18 protein-coding genes and 1 tRNA gene are annotated in these 19,105 nt (G+C 64.0%); 11 read left to right on the forward strand and 8 right to left on the reverse strand.

The window, feature by feature from the left end; translation table 11 throughout:
• The first annotated feature begins 162 nt into the window (after positions 1 to 162).
• The 3 genes from ACPFMA_RS26950 to ACPFMA_RS26960 all read left to right on the forward strand — a co-directional run bounded on the left by ACPFMA_RS26950 (position 163) and on the right by ACPFMA_RS26960 (position 3,646).
• Positions 163 to 1,470 (forward strand): murein hydrolase activator EnvC family protein, encoded by a 1,308-nt coding sequence (locus tag ACPFMA_RS26950; RefSeq protein WP_064302628.1) that lies wholly within the window; start codon positions 163 to 165, stop codon positions 1,468 to 1,470.
• Between the two features lie 83 nt (positions 1,471 to 1,553).
• A complete protein-coding gene (locus tag ACPFMA_RS26955) occupies positions 1,554 to 2,879 on the forward strand; it encodes a S41 family peptidase (RefSeq protein WP_064302629.1) in 1,326 nt (441 codons plus the stop codon).
• Positions 2,879 to 3,646 carry a divergent polysaccharide deacetylase family protein gene (locus ACPFMA_RS26960; protein WP_425929274.1) on the forward strand — a complete coding sequence of 256 codons (768 nt, stop codon included), beginning with the start codon at positions 2,879 to 2,881 and terminating at the stop codon, positions 3,644 to 3,646. Before ACPFMA_RS26955 ends, ACPFMA_RS26960 begins: the two co-directional genes overlap by 1 nt.
• On the opposite strand, the gene ACPFMA_RS26965 is transcribed toward ACPFMA_RS26960, so the two are convergent.
• The 7 genes from ACPFMA_RS26965 to ACPFMA_RS26995 form a co-directional block, all read right to left on the reverse strand.
• Positions 3,637 to 4,365, reverse strand: a complete 729-nt coding sequence (locus tag ACPFMA_RS26965) for a substrate-binding periplasmic protein (RefSeq protein ID WP_420058782.1) — start codon at positions 4,363 to 4,365, stop codon at positions 3,637 to 3,639. The genes ACPFMA_RS26960 and ACPFMA_RS26965 overlap by 10 nt on opposite strands.
• Before the next feature lie 125 nt (positions 4,366 to 4,490).
• Entirely contained in the window at positions 4,491 to 5,261 is a 771-nt protein-coding gene (gene hisF, locus ACPFMA_RS26970; RefSeq protein WP_009396083.1) for an imidazole glycerol phosphate synthase subunit HisF, read from the reverse strand.
• A 10-nt stretch (positions 5,262 to 5,271) separates the two neighbouring features.
• The gene (gene hisA / locus ACPFMA_RS26975) at positions 5,272 to 6,009 is read right to left on the reverse strand and encodes a 1-(5-phosphoribosyl)-5-[(5-phosphoribosylamino)methylideneamino]imidazole-4-carboxamide isomerase (RefSeq protein ID WP_064302632.1); all 738 of its coding nucleotides are present in this window, start codon (positions 6,007 to 6,009) and stop codon (positions 5,272 to 5,274) included.
• A gap of 41 nt (positions 6,010 to 6,050) precedes the next feature.
• Positions 6,051 to 6,311, reverse strand: a complete 261-nt coding sequence (locus ACPFMA_RS26980) for a DUF2164 domain-containing protein (RefSeq protein ID WP_009396079.1) — start codon at positions 6,309 to 6,311, stop codon at positions 6,051 to 6,053.
• Positions 6,311 to 6,949, reverse strand: a complete 639-nt coding sequence (gene hisH / locus ACPFMA_RS26985; RefSeq protein ID WP_064302633.1) for an imidazole glycerol phosphate synthase subunit HisH — start codon at positions 6,947 to 6,949, stop codon at positions 6,311 to 6,313. Before hisH ends, ACPFMA_RS26980 begins: the two co-directional genes overlap by 1 nt.
• Positions 6,949 to 7,542 (reverse strand): imidazoleglycerol-phosphate dehydratase HisB, encoded by a 594-nt coding sequence (hisB, locus tag ACPFMA_RS26990; RefSeq protein WP_009396076.1) that lies wholly within the window; start codon positions 7,540 to 7,542, stop codon positions 6,949 to 6,951. The genes hisH and hisB overlap by 1 nt, the downstream gene beginning before the upstream one ends.
• A gap of 234 nt (positions 7,543 to 7,776) precedes the next feature.
• Entirely contained in the window at positions 7,777 to 9,435 is a 1,659-nt protein-coding gene (locus ACPFMA_RS26995) for an OFA family MFS transporter (protein ID WP_064302634.1), read from the reverse strand.
• A gap of 333 nt (positions 9,436 to 9,768) precedes the next feature.
• Here ACPFMA_RS26995 and ACPFMA_RS27000 point away from each other — a divergent pair, with 333 nt between their 5' ends.
• The 6 genes from ACPFMA_RS27000 to ACPFMA_RS27025 all read left to right on the forward strand — a co-directional run bounded on the left by ACPFMA_RS27000 (position 9,769) and on the right by ACPFMA_RS27025 (position 15,429).
• Positions 9,769 to 12,006 carry an AsmA family protein gene (locus ACPFMA_RS27000; protein WP_425929279.1) on the forward strand — a complete coding sequence of 746 codons (2,238 nt, stop codon included), beginning with the start codon at positions 9,769 to 9,771 and terminating at the stop codon, positions 12,004 to 12,006.
• Complete coding sequence (gene mutY, locus ACPFMA_RS27005) at positions 12,003 to 13,070, forward strand: A/G-specific adenine glycosylase (protein WP_425929281.1); 1,068 nt, start codon at positions 12,003 to 12,005, stop codon at positions 13,068 to 13,070. The genes ACPFMA_RS27000 and mutY overlap by 4 nt, the downstream gene beginning before the upstream one ends.
• A complete protein-coding gene (locus ACPFMA_RS27010) occupies positions 13,067 to 13,339 on the forward strand; it encodes an oxidative damage protection protein (RefSeq protein WP_009396072.1) in 273 nt (90 codons plus the stop codon). The genes mutY and ACPFMA_RS27010 overlap by 4 nt, the downstream gene beginning before the upstream one ends.
• Positions 13,340 to 13,430: 91 nt before the next feature.
• Positions 13,431 to 13,506: transfer RNA gene (locus ACPFMA_RS27015), tRNA-Phe, on the forward strand.
• Positions 13,507 to 13,816: 310 nt separating this feature from the next.
• On the forward strand, positions 13,817 to 14,860 hold the full coding sequence (gene ppk2, locus ACPFMA_RS27020; RefSeq protein WP_064302637.1) for a polyphosphate kinase 2: 1,044 nt from the start codon (positions 13,817 to 13,819) through the stop codon (positions 14,858 to 14,860).
• A gap of 134 nt (positions 14,861 to 14,994) precedes the next feature.
• Positions 14,995 to 15,429, forward strand: coding sequence for a hypothetical protein (locus ACPFMA_RS27025; RefSeq protein WP_064302638.1), 435 nt, complete (start codon positions 14,995 to 14,997; stop codon positions 15,427 to 15,429).
• A gap of 84 nt (positions 15,430 to 15,513) precedes the next feature.
• Here the strand turns inward: ACPFMA_RS27025 and gabP are convergent, their stop codons facing one another.
• Positions 15,514 to 16,908, reverse strand: a complete 1,395-nt coding sequence (gabP, locus tag ACPFMA_RS27030) for a GABA permease (RefSeq protein ID WP_425929285.1) — start codon at positions 16,906 to 16,908, stop codon at positions 15,514 to 15,516.
• A gap of 605 nt (positions 16,909 to 17,513) precedes the next feature.
• Here gabP and ACPFMA_RS27035 point away from each other — a divergent pair.
• Entirely contained in the window at positions 17,514 to 18,287 is a 774-nt protein-coding gene (locus ACPFMA_RS27035; RefSeq protein ID WP_064302639.1) for an ABC transporter ATP-binding protein, read from the forward strand.
• 13 nt (positions 18,288 to 18,300) lie between these two features.
• On the forward strand, positions 18,301 to 19,053 hold the full coding sequence (locus ACPFMA_RS27040; protein ID WP_420058785.1) for an ABC transporter substrate-binding protein: 753 nt from the start codon (positions 18,301 to 18,303) through the stop codon (positions 19,051 to 19,053).
• Positions 19,054 to 19,105: the final 52 nt, after the last annotated feature.

Consider the following 19,105-nt stretch of genomic DNA (forward strand, 5'->3'; position numbering starts at 1 on the left):
GCTATGGTGAATTCACTGCTGCAATCGCGGGTAAACCCGCTCCCACAGGGTCCGCGTCGCCCAATAGCGACTTGTTCCAGACAAACGCCCCATGGGGCGTTTTTTTTGCCGCCAGCGGCGGGCATACTAGGCCGGTCTCCATCCCCTGGTTATCGCCATTCCATGCTTCGCGCCCTGATCCTCCTAGCCCTGACCTGCCTGCTCGGCCCGGCTTTCGCCGACGAGCGCGCGCAAACCCAGCAGCAACTGGACGCCACGCGCCAGGACATCGCCGAGCTGAAAAAGAAGCTCGGTGCGCTGCAGGAAGAAAAATCCGGCGTGCAGAAAGACCTGCGCAGCACCGAAACCGATATCGGCAAGCTGGAGAAGCAGGTAGAGGAGCTACAGAAAGAACTAAAAAAGACCGAGGGCGAACTGGAGCGCCTCGACACTGAAAAGAAGACTCTCCAGTCCGCCCGCACCGAACAGCAACGCCTGATCGCCATCCAGGCCCGCTCCGCCTATCAGAACAACGGTCGTGAGGAATACCTCAAGCTGCTGCTCAACCAGCAGAACCCGGAAAAGTTCGCCCGCACGCTCACCTATTACGATTACCTGAGCAAGGCTCGCCTGGAACAACTGCGCAGCTTCAACGAGACCCTGCGCCAGCTGGCCAACGTCGAGAAAGACATCGCCCAGCAGCAGGCCCAACTGCTGGTCCAGCAAGGCACCCTCGACGCCCAGCGCCAGGACCTGGAAAAGACCCGCGCCGAGCGCCAGGAAATCCTCGCCAGGCTCAACAGCAACCTGAAGACCAACGACCAGAAGCTGGCAGCCCGCGAGCAGGAGCAGGCCGAGTTGGGCAAGGTGCTCAAGACCATCGAGGAAACCCTGGCGCGCCAGGCTCGCGAGGCCGAGGAAGCGCGCCAGCGCGCCCTTGCCGAGCAGGAAGCCGAGAAGAAACGCCAGCGCGAGGCCGCCCTCGCAGCCCGCGAATCGTCGCGCAACACCCAGGACGACGAGCCGAAAAAGCCGCTGCGCACGCCCGGCCCGCTGGTGTCCAGCGACGGAGCGGTCTACGGCGGCGCATTTTCTGCAGCAAGGGGCAAACTTCCGTGGCCGGTCAATGGTCGATTGTTGGCGCGCTTCGGTGAAAGCCGCGGGGACGATGCCCGGGCCAAATGGGACGGGGTGATGATCAGCGCTTCGGCCGGCAGCCAGGTTCATGCGGTACACGGTGGCCGCGTGGTATTCGCCGACTGGTTGCGCGGGGCCGGACTTCTGGTCATTCTCGACCATGGTAACGGTTACCTCAGCCTCTACGGTCATAACCAGACCCTGCTCAAGGGCGCTGGCGACATCGTCAAGGCCGGCGAAGCGATCTCCACCGTTGGCAACAGCGGTGGCCAGAGCACGCCGGCGTTGTACTTCGCCATCCGCCAGCAGGGCCAGCCGACCGACCCGACGCAGTGGTGCCGCGGTCAAGGATAGGTTTACCTTTTTTCACGCGCCTGCCGCACAGCGCGGCGCGAGGCTCCTTTCGGGGCTCACACAGGATCAGGAGTTCGTTCGACATGCTGCATTCGCCTCGCCTTACCTCGCTGGCCCTGGCCGTCGCACTGGTCAGCGGCGCGTCACCGGCTTTCGCCGCCGAGCCGGCCAAGCCCGCGCCGGCGCTGGCGCCGACCACGGTCACCGGCAAGGCTCCGCTGCCGCTGGACGAGCTGCGCACCTTCGCCGAAGTCCTGGATCGGGTGAAAGCCGCCTACGTCGAGCCCGTGGATGACAAGACCCTGCTGGAAAACGCCATCAAGGGCATGCTCAGCAACCTCGACCCGCACTCCGCCTACCTCGGCCCGGAAGACTTCCAGGAGCTGCAGGAAAGCACCAGCGGCGAATTCGGCGGCCTGGGTATCGAAGTCGGCCAGGAAGACGGCTTCGTCAAGGTCGTCTCGCCGATCGACGACACCCCGGCCTCCCGCGCCGGCATCGAGGCCGGCGACCTGATCGTCAAGATCAACGGCCAGCCGACCCGTGGCCAGACCATGACCGAAGCCGTGGACAAGATGCGCGGCAAGATCGGCGAGAAGATCACCCTGACCCTGGTCCGCGACGGCGGCAACCCGTTCGACGTGACCCTGGCCCGCGCCGTGATCCAGGTGAAGAGCGTGAAGAGCCAGTTGCTGGAATCCGGCTATGGCTACATCCGCATTACCCAGTTCCAGGTCAAGACCGGCGAGGAAGTCGGCAAGGCCCTGGCCAAACTGCGCAAGGACAACAACGGCAAGCTGCGCGGCATCGTCCTGGACCTGCGCAACAACCCGGGCGGCGTGCTGCAATCGGCGGTGGAAGTGGCCGACCACTTCCTGACCAAGGGCCTGATCGTCTACACCAAGGGCCGCATCGCCAACTCCGAGCTGCGCTTCTCCGCCGACCCGGCCGATGCCAGCGAAGGCGTGCCGCTGGTGGTGCTGATCAACGGCGGCAGCGCCTCGGCCTCGGAGATTGTCGCCGGCGCCCTGCAGGACCAGAAACGTGGCGTGCTGATGGGTACCGACAGCTTCGGCAAGGGCTCGGTGCAGACCGTGCTGCCGCTGAACAACGACCGCGCCCTGAAGATCACCACTGCGCTGTACTACACCCCCAACGGCCGCTCGATCCAGGCCCAGGGCATCGTCCCGGACATCGAGGTGCGCCAGGCCAAGGTCACCAGCGAGCAGGACACCGAGAACTTCAAGGAAGCCGACCTGCAAGGCCACCTCGGCAATGGCAACGGCGGCGCCGACCGGCCGTCCGGCAGCAAGGCAGCGGGCAAGAAGGAACGTCCGCAGGACGGTGACTTCCAGCTCAGCCAGGCCCTTAGCCTGCTCAAGGGACTGAGCATCACCCGCGACAAGTGATGCGGGCGTTCTGTCTCGCCCTTCTCTGCCTGCTGGCCGGCGTCGCCCATGGCGCGCCGGCCCAGCAGCAGCGGGCCTACCTTAGCGTGATCATCGACGACCTCGGGCAGAACCCGGCCCGGGACTCACGCACCCTCGCCCTGCCCGGCCCGGTGACCATGGCGATCATGCCGGACACGCCCCACGCCACCGACTTCGCGCGCCAGGCGCACAAGGCCGGGCGCACGGTGATCCTGCACATGCCCATGGACCCGGCCACCGGCCCCTACGCCTGGCACCCCGGCACTCCGCTGCCGGAACTGGAACAGCGCTTGAACGCCGCGCTGGCGAAGGTTCCGTACGCTGCCGGGGTCAACAACCACATGGGCAGCCGCATGACCGCGCAGCCTGAAGCCATGGCCTGGCTGATGGGCGAGTTGCAGCGGCGTGACCTGTTCTTCGTCGACAGCCGCACCAGCGCCGCTACCGTCGCGGCGGCCAAGGCCCAGGCGCTGGGTCTGGCGAGCCTGTCGCGGGATGTCTTCCTGGATGACGTGCGGACCCCCGAGGCCATTGCCGGGCAACTGCGCATTGCCGTGGAGCTGGCGCGCAAGCAAGGCACTGCGGTGGTGATCGGCCACCCTTATCCACAGACCCTGGATGTGCTGGAGCGCGAATTGCCCAAGCTCAAGGCCCAGGGCATCGAACTGATCGGCCTGCGGCAGATGATCGGCGAACGCAGCAACCGCGCCATGCCCGCCCACGGCAAGGGCGGGATCTACAGGTAGCGGGCGTAGGTGGCGTCGACGAAGCCGTCCTCGCGCATCTGTTCAAGAGCGTCCTGCAGGCGCTTCACCACCTGCTCCGGCACGCTCGGGTTGAGCGCCAGATACAGCTCGGTGCCATTGAAGCGCAACACGGTCCTGAAGTCGGTCATGCCTATCTGCCGGGCCAGGTAGCGGCCAGCCGGGTCGCCGGTGGCCCAGAGGTCGATCTCGCCGTTGGAGAGCTTCTTCGCATTGTCCTGGTCGCGCAGCACCAATACCGGCTTCAACCCCTGCTGCTGCAGGTTCTCAGCGATGGCATCACCCTTGTAGGCACCGATGCGCAGGCCCTTGGCCTGTTGCAGGTTATCCAGCCGGATCCGGCTGCTGGCGGGGGCTAGCAACACCCAGTCATCCGGGCCCAGCGGGCCGACCCACTTGAACAGCTTCTCGCGCTCGAGCGAACGGGCGAGGACGAACACGCCATGGTTCGGCGTGTCCCGGGCCTGCTGGTAGACCCGGGTCCAGGGAAAGCGCAGGGTCATGCTGTAGGGGATGTCGGCGCGGCGGAACATCTCCCGCACCAGGTCGGCAGCGATGCCCTGGATATCCGCCTCGTGGGCGAAACTCTTGCCGTCGCGGGACATGTTGTAAGGCGGGAAGTTTTCGGTCAGCAGGACCAGCGGCTCGCTGGCGTGGGCGGCGGTGGTCAGGGTGAGGAGGAAGAGGAGTCTGGTCAGCATCGGGAGGGATCTGGTTTTTTGGGTGATGCTGATGGCCCTATCGCCGGCAACGCCGGCTCCCACAAGGTCAGCGGTGCACGCAATACCTGTGGGAGCCGGCGTTGCCGGCGATGAGGCCCTGAAGGTCAGCGCACGACGATCCCGCGCTGCGCCATATAGGCCTTGGCCTCCGGCACGGTGTACTCGCCGAAGTGGAAGATGCTCGCCGCCAGCACGGCACTGGCGTGCCCTTCCAGGATCCCGTCGGCCAGGTGCTGCAGGTTGCCCACGCCACCGGACGCGATCACCGGGATGCCCAGCGCGTCGCTGATCGCCCGGGTCACGCCCAGGTCGAAACCGCTCTTCATGCCGTCCTGGTCCATGCTGGTCAGGAGAATCTCGCCAGCACCCAGGCCTTCCATCTTCTTCGCCCACTCCACCGCATCCAGGCCGGTCGGCTTGCGCCCGCCGTGGGTGAAGATCTCCCAGCGCGGTTCTTCGCCCGGGCCGGAGACCTTCTTGGCGTCGATGGCCACAACGATGCACTGCGAACCGAAATGCGCCGCCGCTTCGCCGACGAACTCCGGGTTGAACACCGCCGCGGTGTTGATCGACACCTTGTCGGCCCCGGCATTGAGCAGGTTGCGGATGTCCTGCACGGTGCGCACGCCACCGCCGACGGTCAGCGGGATGAACACTTGGCTGGCCATGCGCTCGACGGTGTGCAGCGTGGTGTCACGGCCATCGACGCTGGCGGTGATGTCGAGGAAGGTGATCTCGTCGGCACCCTGCTCGTCGTAGCGACGGGCAATTTCCACCGGGTCGCCGGCGTCACGGATGTTCTCGAACTTGACGCCCTTGACGACCCGGCCGTTGTCCACGTCCAGGCAAGGGATGATGCGTTTGGCCAGGGCCATGGCGTTCTCCTCAGCCTTGGTAGCTGTCGCAGAAGGCCTGGGCCTCGGCGACGTCAAGGGTGCCTTCGTAGATGGCACGACCGGTGATGGCGCCGATGATGCCCGGTGCCCTGGCGTCCAGCAGGGCCTTGATGTCGCCCAGGTTGTGGATGCCGCCGGAAGCGATCACCGGGATCTTCGTGGCTTCGGCCAGGGCCTTGGTGAAGGGCACGTTGCAGCCCTGCATCATGCCGTCCTTGGCGATGTCGGTGTAGACGATCGCCGAGACGCCGTCGGCTTCGAAGCGCCTGGCCAGGTCGATGACCTGCACCGAACTGACCTCGGCCCAGCCGTCGGTGGCGACGAAACCGTCCTTGGCATCCAGGCCGACGATGACCTTGCCCGGGAAGGCCTTGCACGCCTCGGCGACGAATTCAGGCTGCTTGACCGCCTTGGTGCCGATGATCACGTAGCTGACGCCGGCCTTTACGTAGTGTTCGATGGTTTCCAGCGAGCGGATGCCGCCACCGATCTGGATCGGCAGCTCCGGGTAGCGCCTGGCGATGGCGGTAACCACCTCGCCGTTGACCGGCTGGCCTTCGAAGGCGCCGTTGAGGTCGACCAGATGCAGACGACGGCAGCCACCTTCAACCCATTTGGCGGCCATGCTCACCGGGTCGTCGGAGAATACGGTGGAATCTTCCATGCGGCCCTGGCGCAGACGTACGCAGGCACCGTCCTTGAGATCGATAGCGGGGATAATCAGCATCTGGAAAACCTGTCTAATCGGTAAACGGTGAGCCCGGGAAGTCAGTTCTTCTCGAGCGCCCACAGGTCGACTTCAATGCTCTCGAAGCGCTCCTTGAGCTGCGTCTGAACATCGAAGATCGCCCGGTTGTAGTAGTGCGGCGCAATATCCCTGGCGAACAGCTCGAGCACCTCGGCCACTTCGAACGAGCCCAGTTGCAGCTCGAAACGGTCTTCGAGGAAGCGCTTGAGGGTGTCCAGCGCCTCGCGCTCCTGTTCGGGTGCGAGGGTGATGGCCGGGGTCTTGCTGCGCGAGCGGTTCATTACCAGCGGCCATCCCAGGCGGCGAAGTTCTGCAACAGTTGCAGGCCGTGGGTGTGGCTCTTTTCCGGGTGGAACTGGGTGGCGAAGCGCGAGCCTTCGGCCAGTACCGCAGCGAAATCGACGCCATAGTGACCGCGACCGACCACCTGGGACGGCTTGCCGGACTCGATGTAGTAGCTGTGCACGAAGTAGAAGCGCGCGCGGTCCGGGATATCGTGCCAGAGCGGGTGATCGATCACCTGGCTGACCTCGTTCCAGCCCATGTGCGGCACCTTCAGGTGCTCGCCGTCTTCATGCAGGTCCTTGCCGAACAGACGCACCTGGCCGGGGAACATGCCGATGCAGTCGACACCGTCGTTCTCCTCGCTGTGGTCCAGCAGGGCCTGCATGCCGACGCAGATACCGAGGAACGGGCGGTCCTGGCTGACTTCCTTGACCAGGCTGTCGAAGCCCAGGCGGCGGATCTCGGCCATGCAGTCGCGAATCGCGCCGACACCAGGGAAGACCACCCGGTCGGCTTCACGGATTACCGCAGCATCGCTGGTGATCAGCACCTTGCCGGCGCCGACGTGCTCCAGGGCCTTGGCCACCGAGTGCAGGTTGCCCATGCCATAGTCGATAACGGCGACGGTCTGCATTACAGGCATCCCTTGGTGGAAGGCATCTGCCCGGCCATCCGCTCGTCCAGCTCGACGGCCATGCGCAGCGCGCGGCCGAAGGCCTTGAACACGGTCTCGATCTGGTGGTGGGTGTTATGCCCGCGCAGGTTGTCGATATGCAGCGTGACGTTGGCGTGGTTGACGAAGCCCTGGAAGAACTCCTGGAACAGGTCCACATCGAAACCGCCCACGGTGGCGCGGGTGTAGGGCACGTGCATCTGCAGGCCGGGACGGCCGGAGAAATCGATCACCACCCGCGACAGCGCTTCGTCCAGCGGCACGTAGGCGTGGCCGTAGCGACGGATGCCTTTCTTGTCGCCGATGGCCTGGCTGAACGCCTGGCCCAGGGTGATACCGACGTCTTCGACGGTATGGTGGTCGTCGATATGCAGGTCGCCCTTGCACTCGATGTCCAGATCGATCAATCCATGACGGGAAATCTGATCCAGCATGTGCTCCAGGAAAGGCACGCCGATATCGAATCGGGCCTTGCCAGTGCCATCCAGGTTGATCGAGGCTTTGATCTGGGTTTCCAGAGTATTGCGCTCGACGGACGCCTTACGTTCGACCATCACCAGCTCCGCAAATCATTGGGCGAAAAAGGCGGTCATTATAGGCGCAGAACGTCGCATCTTGAAACGAAGATGACGTGTGGTGTGAGGGTTTTGGGCCCGCTTTGCGGGCCATCGCCGGCAACGCCGGCTCCCACAGTGCCTGCGGTGAACGCAAAACCATGGCTCGACACAAAACCCTGTGGGAGCCGGCGTTGCCGGCGATGGGCCGCAAAGCGGCCCCAAACGGCCGAATCAGTGGAACAGAACGGCCGTCTTCTGCAGCGTCGCCCACACCCCCCAGGCCAGCGGAATGCCCACGGCCAGCCAGGCCGCGATCACCAGTGGCAGGGTGCCGTCGGCAGCTTTCCACTCCAGCACGGTGGTGTTGTCGGCGCCCTTGTCATGCCCCAGCGCCTGCTCGGCGGCCAGTTGTTCTTCGGTCATGAAGTACTTGTCGGCCACCGGACGCACCATCGCGTTGCAGATAAAGCCCAGCACCAGCAGGCCGGCGAGGATGTACAAGGTGATGTCGTAGGCCGCAGCCCGCTCCACGCCGATGCTCAGCTGGTACTCGCGCAGGTAGTTGACCAGCACCGGGCCGAGCACGCCCGCCGCAGCCCAGGCCGTCAGCAGGCGACCATGGATCGCACCGACCATCTGCGTACCGAACAGGTCCGCCAGGTAGGCCGGCACGGTGGCGAAACCACCGCCGTACATCGACAGGATGATGCAGAACGCCGCCACGAACAGGGCGACGTTGCCCAGGTGGCCCATGTTCGGCACCAGCGCATACAGGGCGAAGCCCAGTGCGAAGAAGGCGAAGTAGGTGTTCTTGCGCCCGATATAGTCGGAGAACGACGCCCAGAAGAAGCGCCCGCCGATGTTGAACAGGCTGAGCAGGCCGGTGAAGCCGGCGGCGATCGCGGCGATCTGCGCCAGTTGCCCGGCGTCCAGTTCGCTGAAAGTCAGGTTGTTGCCCAGCAGCTTGCCGGCGAACACTTCCTGCAGCAGTGGCGACGCCATGCCGAGGATGCCGATACCGGCGGACACGTTCAGGCACAGTACCAGCCAGATCAGGGCGAACTGCGGGGTCTTCCAGGCCACGCTGACGTGCACGTGACGGTGGGTGATCATCGAGTTGCTGGCCTTCTTCGCCGGAGCGGTCCAGCCTTCAGGCTTCCAGCCGGTCGGCGGAACGCGGTACGACAATGCGCCGCCGATCATGAAGATGAAGTAGATCACCGCCATCACCACGAAGCTCTGCCACACGCCGACGCCTTCAGGGCTGGCGAAGTGGTTCATCAGCGCCGCCGCCAGCGGAGCACCGACCATCGCACCACCACCGAAGCCCATGATCGCCATGCCGGTGGCCATGCCGCGCTTGTCCGGGAACCACTTGATCAGGGTCGATACCGGCGAGATATAGCCCAGGCCCAGGCCGATACCACCGATCACCCCCGAGCCCAGCCACATCAGCCAGATCTGGTGGGTATACACGCCCAGCGCGGAAATCAGCAGGCCACCGCACCAGCACAGTGCCGAGACCACACCAGCCTTGCGCGGCCCGGCGTGTTCCAGCCAGCCGCCCCAGATAGCCGCCGAGCAGCCGAGGAAGATGAAGAACAGGGTGTAGATCCAGCCGAGCATGGAAATCGGCCAGTCGCAGGTCGAAGAGACCATCTGGGCGAAGAAGCCCATGTCCGGGGCGCAGGCCACCGGTGCGGTAATGCCGATCGCCTTCGACAGCGGCAGCCAGAACACCGAGAAGCCGTAGGCCATGCCGATGCACAGGTGGATGGCGAGTGCGGCCGGGGGTACCAGCCAGCGGTTGAAACCGGGTCGAGCGACGATGCGCTCCTTGGACAGGAAACCAGGCGCACTGGCGACGGCTCCCGCGGTGATGGTGCTCATTATTGTTTCCCTCGTAGATAGGTAGCCCCCGCAGGCCGAAACCGACGACCCCCGACTTTGGCGCACGCAGGCAACGAGTCGTTTTTTCGGGCAGCCGGCCCTGTCGCGACAATCCGTCGCAGCAAGACCCGGGAACGGCTGCAAGAGTAGCATTTAGCTAGCTAACAAAAACCAATCTGACATCATGGTTTTTGTTGTAACTGAGACTTTTTTCCGTGGAACCGCACGGTGCGGGCGTGTCAAACCGGCCATTCACGGCAATCGCAGTGGCGAAGGCCGCAAGGCTATACTCTGCGGCTGACTTTTCAGACATCGACTTCAAAGGACCCGCCCATGAAAGCGTTCGGCAAAATCCTGGGGCTGGTGGTTCTCGGGCTGTTGCTGATCGTGGTGGCCGGCGGCTTCGCCCTGACCCACCTCTTCGATCCCAACGACTATAAAGACGAGATCCGCCAACTGGCTCGCGACAAGGCTCACGTCGAGCTGACCCTGAACGGCGATATCGGCTGGAGCCTGTTCCCCTGGCTAGGCCTGGAGTTGCACGAGGCGAGCATTGCCACGCTGAACAAGCCGGCCGAGCCGATCGCCGACCTGCAGATGCTCGGCCTGTCGGTGCGCGTGCTGCCATTGCTGCGCCGTGAAGTGCAGATGAGCGATGTGCGGGTCGAAGGGCTGAACCTGAACCTGGTCCGTGACGAAAGCGGCCACGGCAACTGGGAAGACATCGGCAAGCCGTTGCCAACCAAGGCCCCGGCCGGCAGCACCGGTGAAACCGCGCCGGCCACCACTGCGCCGGCCGAGGGCGAAAGCAAGCCGGCCGCCAGCGAGCGCCCGCTCAAGCTGGATATCGACAGCCTCACCGTCAACAACGCCCGGGTGCAGTACAACGACGTGCGCAGTGGCCAGAGCTTCAGTGCCGAGAGCATCCAGTTGAGCACCGAAGCCGTGCACGACGGCGTGAATATCCCGCTGAAACTCACCGCCTTCCTCGGTTCTGGCCAACCCGTGCTGCGCGCGCGCATCGAGCTGGCCGGCGAAGCCCGCTTCGACCGCGCACTGCGCCGCTATCAACTGGAAGACATGAAGCTGCACGGCGAACTCTCCGGCGAGCCGCTGCAACAGAAAAGCATGACGTTCTCGGCCCAGGGCCAATTGCTCGCCGACCTGGCGGCCAATGTCGCCGAATGGAACGGCCTGAAGCTTTCGGCCAACCAGTTGCGTGCCCTCGGCGAGCTGCACGTGCGTGACCTGAACAGCGAGCCGAAGGTCAGCGGCGGTATCTCCGTCGCCCAGTTCGACCTGCGCAAGTTCCTCGACAGCGTTGGCGTCGTCCTGCCGCCGATGAAGGACCCGACCACCCTCACCGGCGTCGAACTGGTCGGCCGCATCGAAGGCACGAAGAACAGCCTCGCCCTGGAAGACCTGGCGCTGAAGCTGGACGACAGCACCTTCACCGGTCGCCTCGCGGTGGAAGACTTCGCCAAACAGGCGCTGCGCATCCAGTTGAAGAACGACAGGTTCGATGCCGACCGCTACCTGCTGGCCAAAAGCGACGACGCGAAGAACGCCAATGCTGCACGCAAGGCCGAGGTTCAGAGCACGGAAGCCAGCGCCGTCGCCGGGCCGGGTACCTCGCCGCTGCCCGACGCACCGACCCAGGTCGCCTGGAGCAGCGACAAGCTGTTGCCGGTGGACCGCCTGCGCGCCCTCGACCTGCAAGCCGACCTGAGTTTCGGCGTGCTCACCCTGGACCAATTGCCGATCCAGAATGCCGAGCTCAAGGCCAGCGGCCAGGGTGGCCTGATTACCCTGCAAGCCCTGCGTGGCGGCCTTTACAACGGCACCTTCGATAGCCGTGGCACCCTCGACGTACGCCCGGCCGTGCCGCAGCTCGGCCTCACCGCGAAGATCAACCGGGTGCCGGTCGAGCATTTCATCAAGCACGACGGCAATACCCCGCCGGTCAAGGGCCTGCTCACCCTGGACAGCGACCTGACCGCCACCGGCAACAGCCAGAAAGCCCTGGTCGATACCCTCAACGGCAAGGCCAGCTTCGTTATCAACAACGGCGTGCTGGTCAACGCCAACCTCGAACAGCAACTGTGCCAGGGCATCGCCACCCTCAACCGCAAGACCCTGAGCGGCGAGCCACGGGGCAAGGACACGCCGTTCGAAGAACTGAAAGGCAGCCTGGTGCTGAGCAACGGCGTGGCCAGCAACCCCGACCTGAAGGCGCGCATCCCGGGCCTGACCGTCAACGGCAATGGCGACATCGACCTGCGCGTGCTGGGCATGGACTACCGCGTCGGCGTCATCGTCGAAGGCGACACCCGCGAAATGCCGGACCCGGCCTGCCAGGTCAACCAGCGCTACGTCGGCCTGGAGTTCCCGCTGCGCTGCCGCGGGCCGCTGGAACTGGGCGCACGCGCCTGCCGCATCGACAAGGACGGCGTCGGCAAGCTGGCCGGCCAGGCGCTGGGCAACCGCATCAACGAAAAACTCGAAGAGAAGCTGGGCGACAAGGTGAGTCCCGAGCTGAAGGACGCACTGAAGGGCCTGTTCAAACGATGACCCCCGAGCAGTTTTCCACCGCGGTACTCGACTGGTTCGACCGCCACGGCCGCCACTACCTGCCCTGGCAACAGGGCATCACGCCCTACCGGGTGTGGGTCTCCGAGATCATGCTGCAGCAGACCCAGGTCAGCACCGTGCTCAATTACTTCGGCCGCTTCATGGACGCCCTGCCGGATGTCCAGGCCCTGGCCGCGGCGCCTGAAGACGAAGTGCTGCACCTGTGGACCGGGCTCGGCTACTACACCCGCGCGCGCAATCTGCAAAAGGCCGCCAGGATCGTCGTCGAACAGTACGGTGGCGAATTCCCCCGCGACGTCGAAAAGCTCACCGATCTGCCCGGTATCGGCCTGTCCACCGCCGGCGCCATCGCCAGCATCAGCATGGGCCTGCGCGCGCCGATCCTCGACGGCAACGTCAAGCGCGTCCTGGCACGCTATACCGCGCAGGAAGGCTATCCCGGCGAGCCCAAGGTGGCGAAGGCGCTGTGGGCAAGCGCCGAGCGCTTCACACCGCACCAGCGGGTCAACGACTACACCCAGGCGATGATGGACCTCGGCGCCACCCTCTGCACCCGCAGCAAGCCCAGTTGCCTGCTGTGTCCGCTGAAGCGTGGTTGCGAGGCCCACATGCTCGGCCAGGAGACGCGCTACCCGCTGCCCAAGCCGCGCAAGGCCCTGCCACAGAAACGCACGCTGATGCCGCTGCTGGCCAATGACGAAGGCGCCATCCTGCTTTACCGGCGCCCTTCCAGCGGACTCTGGGGCGGGTTGTGGAGCCTGCCGGAACTGGACGACCTGGACGATCTGGAACACCTCGCCGACCAGCACCGCCTGAACATCGAAACCCGCCGCGAACTGACGGGCCTGACCCACACCTTCAGCCATTTCCAGCTGGCCATCGAGCCGTGGCTGGTGCGCGTCGGCCAGCACGGCGACCACGTGGCCGAGGCCGACTGGCTCTGGTATAACCTCGCCACCCCGCCGCGCCTGGGGCTCGCCGCCCCGGTGAAGAAGCTGCTCAAACGCGCGGCCGACGAATTGATTGCAGGAGACTCGCGATGACCCGCACCGTTATGTGCCGCAAGTACAAAGAACAACTGCCTGGCCTTGAGCGTCCGCCGTATCCGGGGCCAAAGGGCCTCGACATCTACGAGCACATCTCGCAGAAGGCCTGGGCCGACTGGCAGAAGGAGCAGACCATGCTCATCAACGAGAAGCGCCTGAACATGATGAACGCCGAGGACCGCAAGTTCATCCAGGGCGAGATGGACAAGTTCTTCTCCGGCGAGGAATTCGAAAAGGCCGAAGGCTACGTTCCACCTGCCCAGTGACCCCCGAAAACCGTAAGCGTCGGTATTAATTAAAAAAATTTTGAAATTGTTGTTGACGCAATCCTGAAAAACGCTTTTAATGCGCCCCGTTGCCCAGATAGCTCAGTCGGTAGAGCAGAGGATTGAAAATCCTCGTGTCGGCGGTTCGACTCCGTCTCTGGGCACCAAGACAACGCAAAGCCCCTGAATCGAAAGATTCAGGGGCTTTTTGTTTTGCCCGGGAAAAAACTACTTCACGGCCCTTGTGGGAGTCCGCCCAGCCTTCAGGCTGCGCTGTCGCGTAGAGAACAGTTCCAAAGCACGACGCGTACCCTGTGGGAGCGGGTTCACCCGCGATGGCGTCGGCGAATCCACTTACGTCATCGCGGGTGAACCCGCTCCCACAAGGGCCGCGCGTATTGACCACCATCAATACGCCATCACTCGATCTGTGTAAGTTGTGGAGCTGGACATTCGAAGGAACAGAAGGCCCTCCCCATGAGTGAAGAAACCCCCGTCCTGCCGCTCCCAGAGCCCGGGGTAGTCCCGCATCACGTTACGCCTCCGCCAGCCGCTACCCGCCCGCACCGTCGCCCACGCAAGCCCGCGCCGATCGTCGAGACCGGTGCAATCGCCGACAGCCCCACCGCCCTCGAAATCGCCCACGCGCCCCACGGCACCAGCGAAGACAGCTCGTCGGCGAAGCTGCCGCACAACTATCCCTACAGCACCCGCATGCGCCGCGCCGAGTACGACAAGGCCAAGCACGCGCTGCAGATCGAGCTGTTGAAGGTGCAGAACTGGGTAAAGGAAACCGGCCAGCGCGTGGTCATCCTCTTCGAGGGCCGCGACGCGGCAGGCAAGGGCGGCACCATCAAGCGCTTCATGGAGCACCTCAACCCGCGTGGCGCGCGGATCGTCGCCCTGGAAAAGCCCTCGGAGCAGGAAAAGGGCCAGTGGTACTTCCAGCGCTATATCCAGCACCTGCCGACGGCGGGCGAAATGGTCTTCTTCGACCGCTCCTGGTACAACCGCGCCGGCGTCGAGCGGGTCATGGATTTCTGCTCGCCGCTGCAATACCTGGAATTCATGCGCCAGGCCCCGGAGCTGGAGCGCATGCTGTGCAACAGCGGGATCCTGCTGTTCAAGTACTGGTTCTCGGTGAACCGCGAGGAACAGCTGCGCCGCTTCATCTCGCGCCGCGACGATCCGCTCAAGCACTGGAAACTCTCGCCCATCGACATCAAGTCGCTGGACAAGTGGGGCGAGTACACCGCGGCCAAGGAAGCCATGTTCTTCCACACCGACACCGCCGATGCGCCGTGGACGGTGATCAAGTCGGACGACAAGAAGCGCGCGCGGATCAACTGCATCCGCCACTTCCTCAACGCCCTCGATTACCCGGGCAAGGATTTCCGCGTCGCCCACGAACCCGACCCGCTGCTGGTGGGCCGCGCTTCGCGGGAAATCGAGGAAGACCTGCGTGACGAGGACGAAGTGGAACTGCGGGGCCGGGTCAGCGCCCTGACGCTGCCACGCTGAAAGGACCTCACGCCGGTTCGGCCGGGTGACTGCCTGTCGCCCGTCGAGCTGGCGCCGCTCTCCCCGGCTTGGGTTTCCGGGTCAACTGCGCTTCAATACGCGTCTTTGACTGACTTCGCACCAAGGAACCCCCGATGGCCTCGAACACCAAGCAACAGAAACGCGCCAAGCGCGCCGCCGCCAAGGCCCGTGAAAACCGCATGGTGCGCAGCGGCCAGGCGGTCAAGAGCAGCGGCGAGGCTTCCAGCGCCAGCGTCCAGCAGGTGTTCGACAAGGCCATGAACTCGGGCAGCTACAACACGATGTTCGAGAAAATGAAGACGGCCCAGGAAACCAGCCTGGAAGCGATGATCGCCGTGTTCATGGTCGATCCGCTGCTGACCCTTGTGCTCAAGGGCCACAGCGAAGACCACGCCACCGACTACATCTGCATGGTGTTCTGCGCGTACCGCAAATGGCTGGACGGCACCGAGGAAGCCGAGGCGATGGCCTGGCTGGAAAGCGAGGCGTTCCAGGACGCCTATGTGGCCGCCTCGGAGATGGTGTCCAAGCAGAAGAAATTCGCCTGACTCACCCTGCCTTGGCAGACAACAAAAAACCCTGTGGGAGCCGGCTTGCCAGCTCCCACAGGGTCGGTGAGATGCTCTGGATGCTCAGTTATCCATCACCAGGCTTCCACCCTTCTCCGCCTTGCGCTTGCGCGCCACCAGCAGCCCGGCAGCCACCACGGCAATGCTCAGCAGCCCGGTGGAGATCACCTCGGCGCGGTGGTCAGGACGGATCAGCATCAGGGTCAACACGCCGACGATGAAGAAGATGGTCACCCAGGTCAGCATCGGGAAGGCCCACATCTTGAAGGCGATCTTCTCGCCCCGCGCCATGCGCTGGCGGCGCATGCGCAGTTGCGACACGGCGATCACCAGGTACACCAGCAGGGCGATCGCCCCCGAGCTGGCCAGCAGGAACTCGAACACCTGGGCCGGCGCCACATAGTTGGCGAACACGGTCAGGAACGCTGCCGCGGTAGACAGCAGCACCGCCCAGTGCGGCGTGCCGCTGGCGTTGGTGCGCTGGGCGATCGCCGGGGCGTCACCGCGCTTGCTCAGCGAGAACAGCATGCGCGACGAGGTGTACAGCGCCGAGTTGAGGCAACTGGTTACGGCGATCAGCACGACGATATCGACGATCAGCTTGGCGTGGGGGATGCCCATCAGTTGCAGCACGGTCTGGTATGAACCGACTTCCGCCAGCTCGCCGGCATTCCACGGCACCAGCGCAACGACGATGAAGATCGACACGAGGTAGAACAGGAAGATCCGCCAGATCACCGAGTTGGTCGCCTTGCTGATCTGCTTGCCCGGATCCTTCGATTCGGCGGCAGCGATGGTGACGATCTCGGTACCCATGAAGGAGAACATGGTGGTCAGCATGGCGCCGAGCACCGCGCCGAGGCCGTTGGGCATGAAGCCCTGGGTGTCGAACAGATGGCTGACACCGCTGACCTGGCTGTTCGGCATGAACCCGAAGATGGCGGCCAGGCCAAGAATGATGAAGCCGATGATCGCCACGACCTTCAGCAGGGCGAACCAGAACTCGAACTCACCGTAGTTCTTCACGCTGAACAGGTTGGTCGCGGTCAGCAGCAGGGTGATGACCAGGGTGAAAACCCAGATCGCCACGTCGGGGAACCAGGCGTTGAGGATGGTCGCGGCGGCGTTGGCCTCCAGCGGGATGACCAGCACCCAGAACCACCAGTACAGCCAGCCGATGGTGAAACCGGCCCAGTGCCCGATGGCACGGTCGGCGTAGGTGGAGAAGGAACCGGTGTCCGGCGAGGCCACGGCCATTTCGCCGAGCATGCGCATCACCAGTACCACCAGCGTACCCGCAGCGGCGTAGGCCAGCAGCACGGCCGGGCCGGCCGCGGCGATGGCATGGCCGGAACCGACGAACAGACCGGCGCCGATCACGCCTGCGATGGACAGCATGGTCACATGCCGTTGCTTGAGCCCCTGAGCGAGGTCATTGGAATTGTGCTTACCGCTCATAAAACTACCTATGCAAAGAATGGGAGATCGTCCCGCGATTGGAGCCGCATGCCCTTTTGAGGCACCCGCGTCCCGTGACAGGTGGATGGCAATAAGCGGGCCAGATCGATGACCGCTCATGTGCGCAACACCTTGAAACCACGACAGACGGGGCCTGCGGCGCTTTCCGCCAGCCATTGGCCGAAAGGTCGCCAAACTTGCCAGACTTTGCCGGATTACTGAAATACCCACTTACAATTAGAAATGGGTGCTCCATAACCGGAACTGGGTAACACCTTGTGCAACTTTATGAAGCACAAAGGTGCAACCCACTCCTCCGCCGCGATGCCTCGAAGGCGCCACCGAAATGCACCGCGACCAAATACGCCTTTCCTCCAGCGGTCAAAACTGGCACCATCGCGCCTTTTTTCATCCTGGCTCCGGCCCGTAGAACGGAACCGGCGGACCGCGACGCGACATTCCACTGCAACGATGCGACACCCGCCCTTGCCCCGGCCGCCCACCCTGCTCGCCCTTCTTGGCTGCGATCCGAGCGCTATGCTAGCGTTGCGCCTCGCCAGGACGGCCGCCAACAGCAGAACGCACAGAACATATGAGGACCGCACATGGCCCAGGCCACGCCCGCGCTGGAAATCCGCAACCTGCACAAGCGCTACGGCGAGCAGGAAATTCTCAAGGGCATCTCCCTTACCGCCCGTGACGGCGACGTGATTTCCATCCTCGGCTCCTCCGGTTCCGGCAAATCGACCCTGCTGCGTTGCATCAACCTCCTGGAAAACCCGCACCAGGGCGAAATCCTCGTCGCCGGCGAAACTCTCAAGCTCAAGGCGGCGCGCAACGGCGAGCTGATCGCCGCCGACAACAGGCAGATCAACCGCCTGCGCAGCGAGATCGGCTTCGTCTTCCAGAACTTCAACCTCTGGCCGCACATGAGCATCCTCGACAACATCATCGAGGCGCCGCGCCGCGTCCTGGGGCAGAGCAAGGCCGAAGCCATCGAGCACGCCGAAGCGCTGCTGGACAAGGTCGGCATCCATAACAAGCGCCACAGCTACCCCACCGAGCTTTCCGGCGGGCAGCAGCAACGCGCCGCCATCGCCCGGACCCTGGCGATGAAACCCAAGGTCATCCTGTTCGATGAACCGACCTCCGCGCTGGATCCGGAAATGGTCCAGGAAGTCCTCAGCGTCATCCGCGCCCTGGCCGACGAAGGCCGGACCATGCTGCTGGTGACCCACGAAATGAACTTCGCCCGGCAAGTCTCGAGCGAAGTCGTGTTCCTTCATCAAGGCCTCATCGAAGAGCAAGGATCGCCGCAGCAGGTTTTCGAAAACCCGACCTCGGCGCGTTGTAAGCAATTCATGTCCAGCAACCGCTAACGGAGCAACACGCATGCAGAACTACAAGAAGTACCTCCTGGCCGCTGCCGCCACGCTGGTGTTCTCGGCCAATGCCATGGCCGCGGAAAAACTGCGGATGGGTATCGAAGCCGCTTACCCTCCATTCAACAGCAAGGACGCCAGCGGCCAGGTGGTCGGCTTCGACAAGGACATCGGCGACGCCCTGTGCGCCAAGATGAAGGTCGAATGCGAGGTGGTCACTTCCGACTGGGACGGCATCATCCCGGCCCTGAACGCCAAGAAGTTCGACTTCATCGTCTCCTCGTTGTCGATCACCGACGAGCGCAAGCAGGCCGTCGATTTCACCGACCGCTACTACTCCAACAAGCTGCAGTTCATCGCGCCGAAGAATGTCGACTTCAAGACCGACAAGGCCTCGCTGAAAGGCAAGGTCATCGGCACCCAGCGCGCCACCCTGTCCGCCACCTGGCTGGATGACAACTACGGCAGCGATGTGGAGGTGAAGCTGTACGACACCCAGGAAAACGCCTACCTCGACCTGACCTCCGGCCGCGTCGACGCGCTGCTGGCAGACAAGTACGTGAACTATGACTGGCTGAAATCCGATGCCGGCAAGAACTACGAGTTCAAGGGCGAGCCCGTGGTGGAAAGCGACCAGATCGGCATCGCCGTACGCAAGGGTGATCCACTGAAAGACAAGCTGAACGCCGCGCTGAAGGAAATCATCGCCGACGGCACCTACAAGAAGATCAACGACAAGTACTTCCCGTTCGATATCTATTGATCCGCCCCGACCGGCACCGTCTTGCGCGGTGCCGGTCTCTTGAACCTGCCTG

Source organism: Pseudomonas sp. NyZ201, assembly GCF_049860765.1.
Classification (GTDB): Bacteria; Pseudomonadota; Gammaproteobacteria; order Pseudomonadales; family Pseudomonadaceae; genus Aquipseudomonas; species Aquipseudomonas bharatica.